A 14,940-nucleotide genomic window follows, 5' to 3' on the forward strand; every position below is an offset into this window, starting at 1 on the left:
AATTACGCTATGCTTTCAGATTCACAAACACCTCGACCTGTAAACGCTCAAACTTACTCAATAAACTGTAACGGTCGGTTAGTACAGCTGGATACTCCAAAGATCATGGGAATCCTGAACCTGACACCGGATTCTTTTTCTGATGGAGGACGGTTCAGTAGTGAAAAATCTGCATTGGAGCATGCCGGAAAACTGTTGAAAGAAGGAGCTGAAATTATAGATGTTGGCCCGCAATCAACACGCCCGAATGCTGAATTTCTGAGCAGTAAAGAGGAAATAAACAGGATTGGAAATATAATCTCTCAGATTAAAAAAGAATTTCCTGAAGCATTGGTTTCCCTTGATACATTTTATGCAGAAACGGTAAAGTTTGGTTTTAATGAAGGCATTGATATGATCAATGATATTTCAGGAGGTCAGTATGATGAAAAAATGTTTGATACCGCTGCGGAGACAAAGCTTCCTTATATTCTGATGCATGTCAATCCGTCTTATGAAACGATGCATCATAAAAACAGGTTTGAAGACATAACACTGGAGGTCAACCGGTATTTTTCAGAAAAGGTTAATGAGCTCCTGGAAAAAGGGGTCAGTGATATTATTCTTGACCCTGGTTTTGGTTTTGGAAAAACAGTGGAAGATCAGATGAAAATGATTAATGAGGTTGAATATCTTGGGTTTCAAAAATTTCCTTTATTGATAGGGATTTCCAGGAAATCATTTATCTATAAACCGCTTGGTAAATCCCCATTGGATATCAATGAAGAAACACAGAAGCTTCACATGAAAGTACTGGAACAGGGGGCCAAGATTCTAAGGGTTCATGATGTGGCTGAGGCAAAGGAAACCCTCATGCAATTTTTACAAAAAAAATAAAAAGTGTTAAAAAAACTTGTGAGGAATTAAAAAGTTTATACATTTGCAACATGAATTTTACGAATCAGAAAAATATTATTGTCATTTCTATTATTGCTGTTGTCATTAACAACAGTAAGGAAACGGCATTTTAAAATAGATTTTAATTTATATTATATACAAGCCGTTTCATTTGAAACGGCTTTTTTTATTTTAACTTTTTATTGTACAAAGTATGTATCAGTTATTAGCAGTAATTATTATCGTCATTATTATTCCCTTGCGTCTGTGAGAAGGAAATGTATGACTGTACATATATGAGCCCTCTCACAGCGTGAGAGGGCTTTTTTTATTCCCATTTGTTAATTTTTAAACCTCTATAGCATGTATTATAACGACGACACCGTCATCTATTTTGACGGAAAATTCATGAAAGCGAAAGACGCAGGAATGGATCTTTACGGACAATCACTTCACTACGGATATTCTGTTTTTGAAGGAATTAAATCCTACAATACAGACCAAGGGACCAGGATTTTTAAAGCAAAAGAGCACTACGAAAGATTAAAAAGATCAGCTGAGCTCATGCATATTCCGTTTGATTATTCCGTAGAACAGCTTATCGATCTCACCTACGAACTTTTAGAACGGAACGGATTTTCAGACGCTTACATTCGTCCGTTGGTTACCTGCTCTCCCAATATGTCTCTTTCAAAAGGTAAAAAATCTTATCTGTCTCTATTAGCCTGGGAGTGGAATAATGGTTATCTGGCAGATAAAATGAAAATCATGACTTCAGAATTTCAACGCCCGAATCCCAAAGCTTTCAAGGTAGAAGCTAAAGTTGGAGGTCATTATGTAAACTCTATCCTGGCTTGTCAGGATGCTAAAGATAAAGGCTATGATGAAGCCCTGGTATTGGATGAAAACGGCAATGTTGCCGAAAGCTCGGGAGCCAATGTTTTCTATGAAAAAGACGGAATATTATTTACTCCGGCCAAAGGAAGTATTCTTCCGGGGATTACAAGACAAACCGTAATGGAGATCTGTAATGAACTCGATATTCCTGTACGGGAAACATTTTTTAAACCTGAAGAAATGCGTGGTGCTGATGCCGGTTTTTTCTGCGGTACAGCTGCAGAAATTGCTGCTTTGGATTCATTGGATGATGTCCCTTTCACCAAAAACTGGATAGATACGGCGAGTGAAAAGGTACAGCAGGCATATTTGAAAAGAGTAAGAGTTCTGTCATTGTAAATTTTAATAATTTAAATACTTGGTTATCAGGAAGATATATCTTTTTCCGAACAGTTGAATATTGTAGTTTTCCGAACAGTTGAAAATGAAAACGATATTACAAACTGTAGTTTTGGACCAAAATTAAGTAAAAACATAATCTATGAATTCTGATGGAGGAAAGGAACAGGATGCCAGAAAATAGAATTGTAAAGAAATAAGAAAAATAGCAAATGCAGGATAATATGTTAAATAAATATTCAAAAACATTCACACAAAACAGCGAACAGCCCGCAGCAAAAGCAATGCTTTACGGAATAGGCTTTACAGAAAATGATATGCAGAAAGCCCAGATCGGAATTGCGAGTATGGGATACGATGGAAATACCTGCAATATGCACCTCAACGATCTTGCTAAAGTAGTAAAGGAAGGAACATGGGAGCATGGACTGGCAGGATTGATATTCAACACCATTGGAGTAAGTGACGGAATGAGCAACGGTACAGATGGAATGCGCTATTCCCTGGTAAGCAGAGATGTGATTGCAGACAGTATTGAAGCGATTTGTGGAGCCCAGTATTACGATGGTCTTATTGCATTGCCGGGATGTGATAAGAATATGCCCGGAACTATTATCGCAATGGGAAGGCTCAACAGGCCGTCAATCATGGTATATGGAGGAACGATTGCTCCCGGATGTTACAAAGGGGAACAGCTTAATATTGTCTCAGCTTTTGAAGCTTTAGGTAAAAAGATTGCCGGAGAAATTTCTGAAGAGGATTTTAATGGAGTGATCAAAAACTCTTGCCCCGGAGCAGGAGCATGCGGCGGAATGTATACTGCCAATACAATGGCCTCTGCCATAGAAGCACTGGGGATGAGCCTTCCGTACTCTTCTTCCAATCCTGCTTTAAGTACCGAAAAGCAAAAGGAATGTCATGAAGCCGGAAAATACCTGAAAATATTATTGGAAAAAGACATTAAGCCTTCGGATATCATGACCCGTAAAGCTTTTGAAAATGCACTCCGCCTTATTGTAATTCTTGGGGGAAGTACCAATGCCGTTCTGCATTTTATCGCTATGGCAAAAAGTGTAGGGGTATCCGTAACTCAGGATGATTTTCAAAAAATGAGCGACTGTACACCCGTGCTGGCAGATCTTAAGCCAAGCGGGAAGTACCTGATGCAGGATCTTCATGATCACGGGGGAATACCGGCTGTCATGAAATATCTACTTGAACAGGGCTTATTGCATGGTGACTGTTTAACGGTTACGGGAAAAACATTAGCTGAAAACCTGGAAGATGTTCCAACACTGGATTTTACTGCGCAGAAGATCATTAAACCTTTGTCTGAACCTATAAAAGCTACGGGACATCTGAGAATACTGTACGGTAACCTTGCAGAAAAGGGAAGTGTAGCAAAGATCACGGGAAAAGAAGGAGAGCGCTTTGTAGGAAAAGCCCGGGTGTTTGACGGCGAGAAAAATCTGATCAGAGGAATTCAGGATGGTACCGTACAGAAAGGTGATGTTATTGTTATTCGCCATGAAGGTCCCAAAGGAGCTCCGGGAATGCCGGAGATGCTGAAACCTACCAGTGCTTTGATCGGGGCAGGGCTAGGAGGCAGTGTTGCTTTAATTACGGACGGAAGATTCAGTGGGGGAACTCATGGTTTTGTAGTGGGACATATTACTCCGGAAGCTCATGAAGGAGGGTTGATTGCTTTTGTAGAAGATAATGATCTTATTGAAATAGATGCTGTAAGTAATACCATACAGCTCAAAGTTTCAGACCAGGAGATTGAAAAAAGAAAAGAAGGGTGGCAAAAACCAGCCCTTAAAGTAAGTAAAGGACTGCTTTATAAATATGCATTAACTGTATCATCAGCTGCCGAAGGCTGTGTGACGGACGAAATATCATAATCACAACATCATGGAGAATTTAAATTTATCAATAGAAACCGAACTTAGCGGAAGCCGGATTATACTTGAAGCATTTATTCAGGAAGGTATAAAAACGGTTTTCGGATATCCTGGAGGGGCCATTATTCCTATTTATGATGCGCTTTATGATTATCAGGGAAAACTAGAGCATATCCTGGTCCGTCATGAGCAGGCAGCAGTGCATGCAGCGCAGGGGCTGGCAAGAGTTTCAGGAGAAGTAGGTGTAGTATTGGCTACCAGCGGACCCGGAGCTACTAATCTTGTTACAGGTTTAGCGGATGCCTTACTGGATAATACTCCTGTCGTATGTATTACGGGACAGGTATTTGAGCACCTTCTGGGAACAGATGCTTTTCAGGAAATTGATGTCATGAATATAACAAGTCCCGTTACCAAATGGAATTATCAGGTAACGGATGCTCATGAACTTCCCGAAGTACTGGCAAAAGCATTCTACATTGCAAAATCAGGCCGTCCGGGACCGGTTCTGATTGATGTAACTAAAAATGCACAATTACAGAACGTCATATATAAAGGATATTCTCCATGTTATTCATTAAGAAGCTATAAACCTGATCCTGATCCCTGCCTTGAAAATATTGAAAAAGCAGCAGCTCTGATTAATGAGGCTAAAAAGCCGTTTATCATTGCCGGACAGGGGATTTTACTGGGAAAAGCAGAGAAAGAGTTTTTAGAGTTTGCCGAGAAATCAGGAATTCCCGTTGCCTGGACTGTTTTAGGAATGGGTGCTATTTCTACAGACCATCCTCAGGCGGTAGGTATGGTAGGCATGCATGGAAATTATGGACCTAATATACTTTCTAATGAATGTGATGTGCTGATTGCCGTGGGAATGCGCTTTGATGACCGGGTTACCGGAAGACTGGATCAGTACGTAAAGCAGGCTAAGGTGATTCATTTGGATATTGATAAAGCAGAGATCAATAAAAATGTAAAAGCTGAGGTTCCCATCCTCGGAAACTGTAAAGAAACCCTGCCTCTTCTCACAGAGCGAATTAAAAGCAGAGCGCACCCGGCGTGGCATCAGAGATTTAAAGACTGTTTTGAAACTGAAAAAAATAACCTGATCAATGATGAATTATATCCTGAAGAAGGTGAACTGACAATGGGAGAAGTTATTCATTGTCTCAACGAAATGACAGCGGGTGAAGCTGTAATCGTAACCGATGTGGGACAGCATCAGATGGCCGCCTGCCGGTATTCGCATTTCAAGCATTCACGGACCAATGTCACAAGTGGCGGATTAGGAACAATGGGGTTCTGCCTTCCGGCGGCAGTAGGAGCTTCGTATGCAGGAACTAACCGCCCTGTTATTGCTATAATGGGGGATGGAGGTGCCCAGATGAATATTCAGGAGCTGGGAACGATTATGCAGTTTCGTCCTGACGTCAAAATTCTGATTCTGAATAACTGTTACCTGGGTATGGTAAGGCAGTGGCAGGAATTATTTCACCAGGAAAGATATTCATCGGTAGATATCCAGAGTCCTGATTTTGTACAGGTAGCAAAAGGATATGGTATTGCCGGAAGAAGGACGTCCCGGAGAGAAGAACTGAAAGAGGCACTTCGTGAAATGCTAGACTATGACGGAGCTTTTCTCCTTGAAGTCATGACAGGAAAGAAACATAACGTATTTCCAATGATTCCACAGGGAAAAAGCGTTTCAGAGATTGTATTGAATAATAATTTTTAATAAAAAGAGATGAAAACAGAACATAAAGAATATACCATTACCGCGTATACAGAGGATTATTTAGGGCTGATCAGCAGGATCAATGCCATTTTTTCCAGAAGAAGGATTTCTATGGTAACCTTCAATGTAGGACCTTCAGAAATAGATAAGGTAAAAAAGTTTGTCATTGTAATCAAAGAAACAGAAGAATCGGTTCAGAAGATTACCCGGCAGGTAGAAAAACAGGTAGACGTTTTGGAAGTTCATTATCATAGAAATCCACATCTGTCGGTCGTAGAATATGCAAGCTAAACATACAATAAATCAACATAATCAATAACAAATAAATATCAAAAAAATGGCAAAATTGAATTTTGGGGGAGTAGAGGAAAACGTAGTAACAAGAAATGAGTTTCCGTTGGAAAGAGCCCAGGAAGTATTAAAAGATGAAGTGGTAGCGGTTATCGGATACGGAGTACAAGGTCCGGGGCAGGCTCTTAATCAGAAAGATAACGGAATCAATGTCATTGTAGGGCAAAGAAAAAATTCCAAATCATGGGATAAAGCAGTAGCAGACGGTTTTGTTCCCGGAGAAACATTATTTGAAATAGAAGAGGCATTACAAAAAGGAAGTATTATCTGTTACCTTTTGAGTGATGCTGCCCAAATAGAATACTGGCCTAAAGTAAAGGAGCATCTTACCCCAGGAAAAGCACTGTACTTCTCTCATGGTTTCGGAATTACTTTTAATGAACGTACAGGAATAGTTCCTCCGGAAGATGTTGATGTTTTCTTAGTAGCTCCTAAAGGTTCAGGAACTTCATTGAGAAGAATGTTTCTTCAAAACAGAGGACTGAACAGCAGTTTTGCGGTGTATCAGGATGCTACAGGAAAAGCAAGAGAAAGAGTGTCTGCCCTTGGAATAGCAATTGGAAGCGGCTACTTATTTGAAACCGATTTTAAAAAAGAAGTATACAGTGATCTTGCCGGAGAACGCGGAACATTAATGGGAGCTGTACAGGGAATATTTGCGGCACAATATGATGTTTTAAGAAAAAACGGACACAGCCCTTCCGAAGCATTTAACGAAACTGTAGAAGAATTAACCCAGTCATTAATGCCTTTGGTTGCAGAAAACGGAATGGACTGGATGTATGCCAACTGCAGTACTACAGCCCAAAGAGGAGCATTAGACTGGTGGAAACGCTTTAGAGATGCTACCTCTCCTTTATTTGAAGAACTGTATGACAGCGTAGCTAAAGGAGATGAGGCACAGCGGTCTATCGACAGCAACAGTAAGCCGGACTACAGAGAAAAATTAGAAGTAGAGCTGACTGAACTAAGGGAAAGTGAAATGTGGAAAGCAGGAAAGACGGTCCGAAGCCTGAGACCTGAAAACAATTAAACAACTGAAAAAATGATGAAAGAGGAAATAGGGTCCTCCGTTTTGGAGAATGTCTATAAAGCGGAGGAAAGACTGAAAAATGTGGTTGTAAAAACACCCTTGGTAAACAATAATAATCTGTCAGCCATTTATGACGCCAATATCAGCTTTAAGAGAGAAGACCTTCAAAGGGTAAGATCTTATAAAATCAGGGGAGCCTACAATAAAATGGCAACGATGTCCCGGGAAGATCTTGGAAGAGGACTTGTTTGTGCGAGTGCCGGAAATCATGCTCAGGGAGTTGCTTTTGCATGTCATACGATGAAAGTAAGGGGAACGATATTTATGCCGTTGCCCACGCCGGGACAAAAGCTGGAGCAGGTAAAAATGTTTGGAGGAAGTTATGTAGATGTGATGTTGTATGGGGATACTTTCGACGAAGCAAAAGATGCTGCGATGAGGTTCTGTAATGAGAATGACGGAATATTTATTCATCCTTTTGATGATCCGGCGATTATTGAAGGCCAGGCTACAGTGGGACTTGAGATTCTGAAGCAGTCAACAAAACCGATAGATTATCTTTTTGTTCCGATAGGTGGAGGAGGATTGGCTGCAGGGATCTGTTCCGTATTTCAGGAGCTTTCTCCACAAACAAAAATTATTGGTGTAGAACCTTCTGCAGCGGCAAGTATGAAAAAGGCACTGGAAAAAGGAAAGCCTGTACTTCTTGAAAAGATAAGCCGTTTTGTAGACGGTGCTGCAGTACAGCAGGTAGGTGATCTTACTTTTGAACTTTGTAAGAATGTGTTATATGATATGGCTACAGTGGATGAGGGGCAGGTGTGCGAAACCATATTATCACTGTATAATAAAGATGCTATTGTAGTAGAACCTGCCGGAGCTTTATCAGTAGCAGCACTGGAAAAATATAAAGACGACATAAAAGGGAAAAATGTAGTCTGCATCATCAGCGGAAGCAATAATGATATCACCCGTATGGAAGAGATCAAAGAAAAAGCTTTGTTGTATGCTGGCTTAAAACATTATTTTCTGGTCAGATTTCCACAGCGTCCGGGCGCATTGAAAACTTTTGTAATCGATGTTTTGGGGCCAGATGATGATATTACCTTTTTTGAATATACCCAAAAAAACTCAAAAGAAAAGGGAATAGCTGTAGTAGGAATTGCTTTGAAAGAGCAAAAAGATTTTACGCCATTGCTCCATAATATGAAGAAGTACGATTTCTTTGTCAATTATCTGAACAATGATCCGTCTTTAATGAATCTTCTTATTTAATTATTAAAATACAATCAGGCATTCTGGAATATAAAATAAAGAATTTCCTATTTATTTTTATTCCTGTCTAAAAACTCAATGATGAAAAAAAGAGGACGTCTCACCACTAGTGAAACGGCCTCTTTTCTTTTTTTCCTGTCTGAAAAATGGTTTTGATATAGAAGAATCCTCAACCCACATCATCTAGTTTTGAGACAAATTCTTTTTGTTATTTATCTTTCAAGGGAAAAGTTTGAAATTAGTTTGGGCCTTTCAGCTTCATTAGCTACTTTCCAGGAAGTTCTGTACATCCATTCAGTCATTTTATAAAGCTTTTTATAGTTGATGTTTTCAGATTCATCCTGCGGAGTGTGATACTGGTCGTGCAGTACACTGGTAAAAAATATCGCAGGAATTCCAATTTTAGCATAAGGAAGATGATCACTTCTGAAGTAGAAAAATTCTGCATGATTCGGGGAGTCCCAATCTTTCAGGTAGCGGAATTTTGTACTTTCATTATTGGCTTCCTCTGCCATTTTCACAAGCTCTTCAGAGTTTTTGTGTGGTGCATTTCCTCCTAATAAAGCTGCTTCATCATTAGAATTTCTTCCAATCATATCACCATTCAGTACGGCTACAATTTTCTCCTTAGGAATTACAGGATGTGTGGCATGCCATCTGGAACCCAATAATCCTCTCTCTTCTGCACCGTGGAAAACAAATAAAATACTTCTTTTTCCAGGCTGCTTTTTGTAAGCTCTTGCCATGGCCAGCATAGCTACACAGGTACTGGCATTGTCGTCAGCACCGTTATAAATCGTATCATTTTTTACAGGATGCCGGATTCCGTCATGATCCTGATGTCCGCTCAATAAAACATATTCCTCTTTAAGTACAGGATCTGTCCCGTCTATTTTTCCAATGATATTAACTGACGGATATTTGTAGGTTTCCGTAATCAGCTTCAATGAGAGGTTAGGATTGTTTTTTACCCAGCCTGCATTTTCTCTCTTGATCCATAGCACAGGAATGTTCTGGCTTATTTTTTCTCTTAAGCCTTCCACTCCGTAGCTGCCTCTGGTCATTTGAGGAAGTACTTCCGGCCAGCTTTGCTCAGACATATCATCTGTGATGAAAATAATAGCCTTGGCGCCCAGCTCATAAGCTTTATTGTAATATTTAGTGCGTACAAACCCAGGATATCTTCTTACAAAAAGGGTCATTTCTTTGTCTATGTTTTTGTCCGAAGCATATACTGCAAGCACTTTTCCTTTGATATTCAGGGTAGAGAGATTTTCAGGCTCTGTATTTCCGGCATACACAATTTCAGCATCCACCGATGCATTTACAGGTTCTGCCACCAAAAAGTCTTTCCATAATCTAAGGTTTTTATCTCCAATTTTCAAACTGCTTTGCGGAATAACCTGATGCCTGTACATATCAAAGAACTGGAAAAATGTTCCGTTATCCCCGGCAGGCTTCATTCCTGCTTCCTTAGCTTTGTCAGCAAGCCACATGGAGACTTTTAATTCATCTAAAGTTCCTGCTTCACGTCCCCAGAACTGGTCTGCAGCAAGCTCATACATATCCTTTTTAAGATCAGTTTCTTTAAGGGCAGAAACCAATGGCTTCTTATAATTCTGAGCATTCCCGATACTGAATAAAAATAAACCCAGCAGGGAAAAAATAGAGTATTTATTCATCTGAATTTTTAATTAGATTGGCCCAGTTTTTCTGAAAACTGTTTTGAAAATTCTATCCTGTCTTCTTCCAGCTTTTCAGGAGTGGAAGGTAAAATATAGTTGAAAAGGATTTTATGATCATGATCTAAAAATATAATTTCCTTTTCATTTCCATCCATCATCTGGGAGAAAATGGCCCACATGGAAGTGTCTTTTAATTTTAATAATTCAAAAAACTGTTCTGCTTGTATTTCGATTTTCTGCATGCTATTATTAATGTATAATGTATAATATATAATGTGGGTGGTAGGGATCTGAAGGCTTAGAATTCTAAGAACTTCAGCTTAAACTGTATGGCGAAATTCTGTTTGAAATTCGGGGTGGTATAATAACCTACCCTGTAGAATAATCCTAGGTTGAAATAACTTGACAGGAAATTATTCCATTCCAGACCTACTTCCTGATACAGGTGATTCAGTGGCTTGAACCGGAACTGATGATACTCCGGATATTTCATATTTCCAATAGTTCCCCTTAATACAAAATCGAAGCTGGAAACATTATGCCCAAAGCTTTTAAAATAAAATGGAAGCTTATGGGTAAAGTAATACGCCACAAACTTATCATTGTAATATTTTCCACCTTCCAGTGTCGCAAACCCAAGGTATGAGGTAAGGTTGAAATTGAAATCCTTCCCGGGAGAAGCAAGTCCGTTCATAGTGAAATTCTTCCATATAGGAGCTTCTCCGAAAACCATTCCTCCATACAGTCTGAAACCGGTAGTTCCAATGGGAGTTTTAAAATTATGAACAAAAAGGGCATCAAAACGGGAGTAATTAAAATCTCCACCGGCCATTCTGTAGCTTTGTTCATAATTAAAATAAAGCTCGGGATATTTCTGATCAATCAGGGATTTTCCCTGAGGAGTCATGATATTGGTTGAGTTGGGAGAATATTTTAAAGTAAACAAAGTATTTAAATTCTTGAATGACGAACCGCCGTTTCTGAACTGATAGTCAAATTGAGCCTCTTCAATATTTCTTCTTACCGCAAAGGCAAGGGTAAGACCATTGGTGACATCATTCAGATAAGATAAAGAAACTCCTTTAAAATGAAAATATTTATCATTATTAAGGTTGTTTCCGAAATTCATCATCCTCATCTTGAAGTTCCATAGCCTGCGGTAGAATTCTCCTGAAGCCGTTACATCATCATAGAATTCAAACCTGAAGAATGAATTTTTATCCAGAGTGGTTTTCATGTCTAATCCCATTCCATATTTCCACCTTCTGTCTTTTACCCCATAAGCAAAATAATAATCCGGGGAAAAGTATGGATTGAAGTTTTCATTTATTTTGGCCTTTAATCCCAGTCTGAATCCCTCAAAAGAGTTGTAATTCACAATTTCATCCACGGCAAGATCTACAGAACGGATTCTGATTTGCCCATTAAGTAAACCGGATAAAATCTGGGCTTTACCGTCTATTTTATATTTTTTTCCTAAGCTGTCTATTGTTTTATAGGTATTCTGCTCTCTTTCAGTAAGCGGATCGGTCCTGTACTGGTTCAGTGAATGCCCGTCAATATTCTTTACGGAGAAGGTATATCCTTTAAAATCTTTAGGATTTTCGTCTATGGGAGACTCAAAGTCAAAGTATTTGGAAGTGAGGAAGGCATAGGTCGCAAAGCTTTTTTTATCTTTTTTATTAAGACGGTCTTTATCATCCATAGCCATTTTACCCATTTTAAGCTTTGTTTTTTCGTGGGCAAGAAACCATTTGTTGTTATAAAATATCCAGGTGCTGGTGATAATTCCGTCGTTCTTGTTTTTACTGAAGTTTTCAATTTTTTTAACGCCGTAGGTTTCGGTATCTACATAAATAGTACCATTGTATTTCCTTTTCCTGTCAGGATTTTTGTAATTTACCTCCCGGAAACGGATGACGAAATTTTTTCTTCCATCCAATTCTATGGTATCAGATAAATAGTATCTGTATAAGCCTCTGTTTTCCTGTTTGATCTGCTCAGGAACCACATCTCTGTTACTCTGTTGAAGTGCGATCATCTCATAGATAGGCTGCTTCAGTCCGGAAATCCTGTTATCGAGGATATTGATCTTCTCACCATACTTTTTTGAATATAAAAACTCCTGAGCCCTTTCCCAAAGAAACAGCTTACTCTTTGAAAAGATCTTTCTTGCAAAGCTGTTGTTTAATGAATCTTTCTCTCTCTTTTTCTTGAAAAGACTTAAATCATTAAAATATTCCTGAAATTGAGAAATACTGTCTTCATCAATATCCAGGGATATTTTCTCATAAGATTTGTAAGAATAAGAGCCTAGGCTTTTCGGAGAATTTTCATAGAAAAGCTTATTGACTTTTTTCAGGATTTCTAATGCCCTTAGGTCGCTTTTATCTTCAATGACAACAGCATCAATAGAGGTGGTTTTTGATGTTTTTTTTACCAGGGAGACTTCCATGCTGCTTTCTACCGTTGCCGTTTCTTTTTGATAAGATTCGGCTTCAATATCTATGGACTTACACGTTGATGTGAACTCAAGAATCCCTTGGGCATTGGTATAGCCAAGGATGTTGTCGCCACAGGAGATTTTAACGCTGGAAACAGGCTTTTGACTGGTGTCATCAACAATTTTAATTTTTAATTGTGAATATCCCAAAAAGCAGATTAAAAAAAATAGTAATAGTAGACCCCTTTTCATGTAAAATAACTATTTCAAAAGTACTAATATTTATTGTTTTAGAAAAGTTTTTAACGGACTATAACATTGATTTCATCTAATTTCATAATGGTAAAATCAAAGTTTGTGAACGCTAAAAAAGCAGACTTATCAGATTTTGGGTACAAAGTACGGGATTCGGTGCATGATGAAGAATTGAGGTTATTATAGAATTCTTTATTGGTGGTACAATTTCCAGCCAGGGCTCCTGTCTGATGAGTCATAATTTCCCTTCACCGGAAAGGTGGAAAATTTTATACTTGAAGGGCAATTTCACAGCTTTTTATTGCTTTTGATCATCCAGGGCTTTCATAAATTCAATAATATCATCAATCTCCTGATCTGTAAGTTGTAAAGAAGCATCAGAAAGGGTCTGGTTATCTACTTTAAATCCAACACCTTTTCCACCGCCTTTATTATAAAAGTTCATGACTTCTTTCAGTGTTTTATAGCCTCCGTTATGCATATAGGGAGCGGTCTTGTTGATGTTTCTAAGGCTAGGTGTTTTAAAAGAATGTTGTAATGCTGCCACTGTTTCATGAAATTTCCCTCTTCCCAAATCATTGTCAAAAGTGGTGTTATCTCCATTCACGGCTACTCCCAATACTTCCTGTTCTGTTTTTTTGAAAGTAGGAGGTACGGTTCCGTTGAACAAAGGAATGAAGTGACATATGGCACATTGTGCTTTCCCCACAAAAAGATTAAACCCTTTTTTTTGCTGAGCCGTCATGGCAGATTTATTTCCACGCATATATTCATCAAAATCAGCATTAAATTTTGCCAATGAACGAATGTAACTTGCCAATACATTCTGAAGCTGCCATGCTTCTGTTTTTTGAGAACGATAAATCTTTTTAAAGGCTGCCTGGTATTTTTTGTCCTGGTTGATCTTGGCAAGGATCACATTAAGGTCGCCATGCATTTCTTCTTTATTTGAAATAACATCGGAGCTTTGCCCCTCCAGATCGTCTTTTCTCATATCCCAAAATTGCCCATGCTGAAATCCTGCATAATTAAGAGAGGGAGCATTTCTTGCAAGCTCTGAATTTTCCAGCGACATAGACTTGGCAAGTCCGTCAGTAAAAGCTTTTTCAGGAATATGGCATGTCGTACAGCTTCTGTTGTTATTGTTAGACAGTATTTTATCATTAAAAAGTTGTTGACCAAGACTTGCTTTCTCATCAGAAAATGCGAATTCCTTTCCTGGAGTAAAAGCATTGGGGTTGAATGCATTTTTAGAGAAAAAAGTAGCTGCATTTTTTTGGAGAGCAGTGGTTACCTCAACATCAGGAATCTTTTCCTGATTTTTAAATTCAAGCAGTAAAGAGGTGATCTTATTGAAATGATCCGGAATAAAATTGACATAATCAAATGTATTTCTGTCTGTATTTTTTTTCAGAATCTCAATAGCTGTATCAATTTCAGTAACAATGCTTTTCAATGCTTTATTCTTTGACTGATCAGTGGAAATCTGCTGCAATGTCTGCTTAACACCCTGAAGAGAATAAGGGATCTCTTTCAGAAATGTTCCGGAAATAGGAGTGTCAAAACCTGAAATACCCAAGCTTGAAATTCTGAAAACTTCCTGTCTTAGAGCATCAAAAACCTGATCTCTACTGACGGTAATGACCTGGAAATTGGTTTCAATAGTATTGCTTTTATTAATTAATTTTTTTAAAAATCTGATCACTTCATCTTTGTTTCCCTGATCATAAGGAAACAACATTTCTTCCAATACCTGTAAGCCTTCCGGTTCTATTTCCGTATGCTCGTCCATTTCTATTTCAGGCAAAGCCGGACCATTAATGAATCTGGCAGAGTGGGGAAGGAAATATTCCACTGCCCATTCCATTTTTTTGTAGGTTTTTCTAAGTTCCTCAAACTTCTCCTGAAGTTTTTTTTCATCAGAATGGTTAGAAATAAGGACGATCAGTTCATTGATCTGTTTTTCAAAGGCATCATTGTTCTTGATAATCTGATTTTTTACAGACCCCAGATCTTCTGAAGCAGGCAATTGCTTATCACTTTTACAATAAGAAAGAACGAAAAGTGCAGCTGCAGAATATAAAAACAGGAATATCGGATATTTTGAAAGTTTCTTCATAGGTATGAAAAAGTATCAACAGAAGTTT

The 14,940-nt window shown here is 38.6% G+C and carries 12 protein-coding genes; 7 read left to right on the forward strand and 5 right to left on the reverse strand.

Annotated features, from left to right (window positions below; translation table 11 throughout):
• Positions 1-9: 9 nt before the first annotated feature.
• The 7 genes from folP to ilvA all read left to right on the forward strand — a co-directional run bounded on the left by folP (position 10) and on the right by ilvA (position 8,410).
• Complete coding sequence (gene folP / locus MP477_RS11105; RefSeq protein ID WP_373567418.1) at positions 10-876, forward strand: dihydropteroate synthase; 867 nt, start codon at positions 10-12, stop codon at positions 874-876.
• A 363-nt stretch (positions 877-1,239) separates the two neighbouring features.
• Positions 1,240-2,112 (forward strand): branched-chain-amino-acid transaminase, encoded by an 873-nt coding sequence (ilvE, locus tag MP477_RS11110; RefSeq protein WP_257190469.1) that lies wholly within the window; start codon positions 1,240-1,242, stop codon positions 2,110-2,112.
• Positions 2,113-2,336: 224 nt separating this feature from the next.
• Positions 2,337-4,016 (forward strand): dihydroxy-acid dehydratase, encoded by a 1,680-nt coding sequence (ilvD, locus tag MP477_RS11115; protein ID WP_257190470.1) that lies wholly within the window; start codon positions 2,337-2,339, stop codon positions 4,014-4,016.
• Positions 4,017-4,026: 10 nt separating this feature from the next.
• A complete protein-coding gene (ilvB, locus tag MP477_RS11120) occupies positions 4,027-5,751 on the forward strand; it encodes a biosynthetic-type acetolactate synthase large subunit (RefSeq protein ID WP_257190471.1) in 1,725 nt (574 codons plus the stop codon).
• Positions 5,752-5,760: 9 nt separating this feature from the next.
• Positions 5,761-6,042, forward strand: a complete 282-nt coding sequence (locus MP477_RS11125; RefSeq protein WP_230037647.1) for an ACT domain-containing protein — start codon at positions 5,761-5,763, stop codon at positions 6,040-6,042.
• Between the two features lie 46 nt (positions 6,043-6,088).
• Positions 6,089-7,135: a ketol-acid reductoisomerase gene (gene ilvC / locus MP477_RS11130; RefSeq protein ID WP_257190472.1), complete on the forward strand. Its 1,047-nt coding sequence runs from the start codon at positions 6,089-6,091 to the stop codon at positions 7,133-7,135.
• 12 nt (positions 7,136-7,147) lie between these two features.
• Positions 7,148-8,410, forward strand: a complete 1,263-nt coding sequence (ilvA, locus tag MP477_RS11135) for a threonine ammonia-lyase (protein WP_257190473.1) — start codon at positions 7,148-7,150, stop codon at positions 8,408-8,410.
• Between the two features lie 212 nt (positions 8,411-8,622).
• Here ilvA and MP477_RS11140 read toward each other — a convergent pair whose 3' ends face one another.
• From MP477_RS11140 to MP477_RS11160, 5 genes are all read right to left on the reverse strand, one after another.
• Entirely contained in the window at positions 8,623-10,092 is a 1,470-nt protein-coding gene (locus MP477_RS11140) for a M20/M25/M40 family metallo-hydrolase (protein ID WP_257190476.1), read from the reverse strand.
• Positions 10,093-10,100: 8 nt separating this feature from the next.
• Complete coding sequence (locus MP477_RS11145) at positions 10,101-10,337, reverse strand: hypothetical protein (protein WP_230037990.1); 237 nt, start codon at positions 10,335-10,337, stop codon at positions 10,101-10,103.
• Between the two features lie 56 nt (positions 10,338-10,393).
• On the reverse strand, positions 10,394-12,748 hold the full coding sequence (locus tag MP477_RS11150; RefSeq protein WP_257190478.1) for a hypothetical protein: 2,355 nt from the start codon (positions 12,746-12,748) through the stop codon (positions 10,394-10,396).
• A gap of 92 nt (positions 12,749-12,840) precedes the next feature.
• Entirely contained in the window at positions 12,841-13,032 is a 192-nt protein-coding gene (locus MP477_RS11155) for a hypothetical protein (RefSeq protein WP_257190481.1), read from the reverse strand.
• 59 nt (positions 13,033-13,091) lie between these two features.
• Positions 13,092-14,912, reverse strand: coding sequence for a cytochrome-c peroxidase (locus tag MP477_RS11160; RefSeq protein WP_257190483.1), 1,821 nt, complete (start codon positions 14,910-14,912; stop codon positions 13,092-13,094).
• Positions 14,913-14,940 lie beyond the last annotated feature (28 nt).

Origin of the sequence: Chryseobacterium sp. WG23 (assembly GCF_024586575.1) — a bacterium.
Classification (GTDB): domain Bacteria; phylum Bacteroidota; class Bacteroidia; order Flavobacteriales; family Weeksellaceae; genus Chryseobacterium.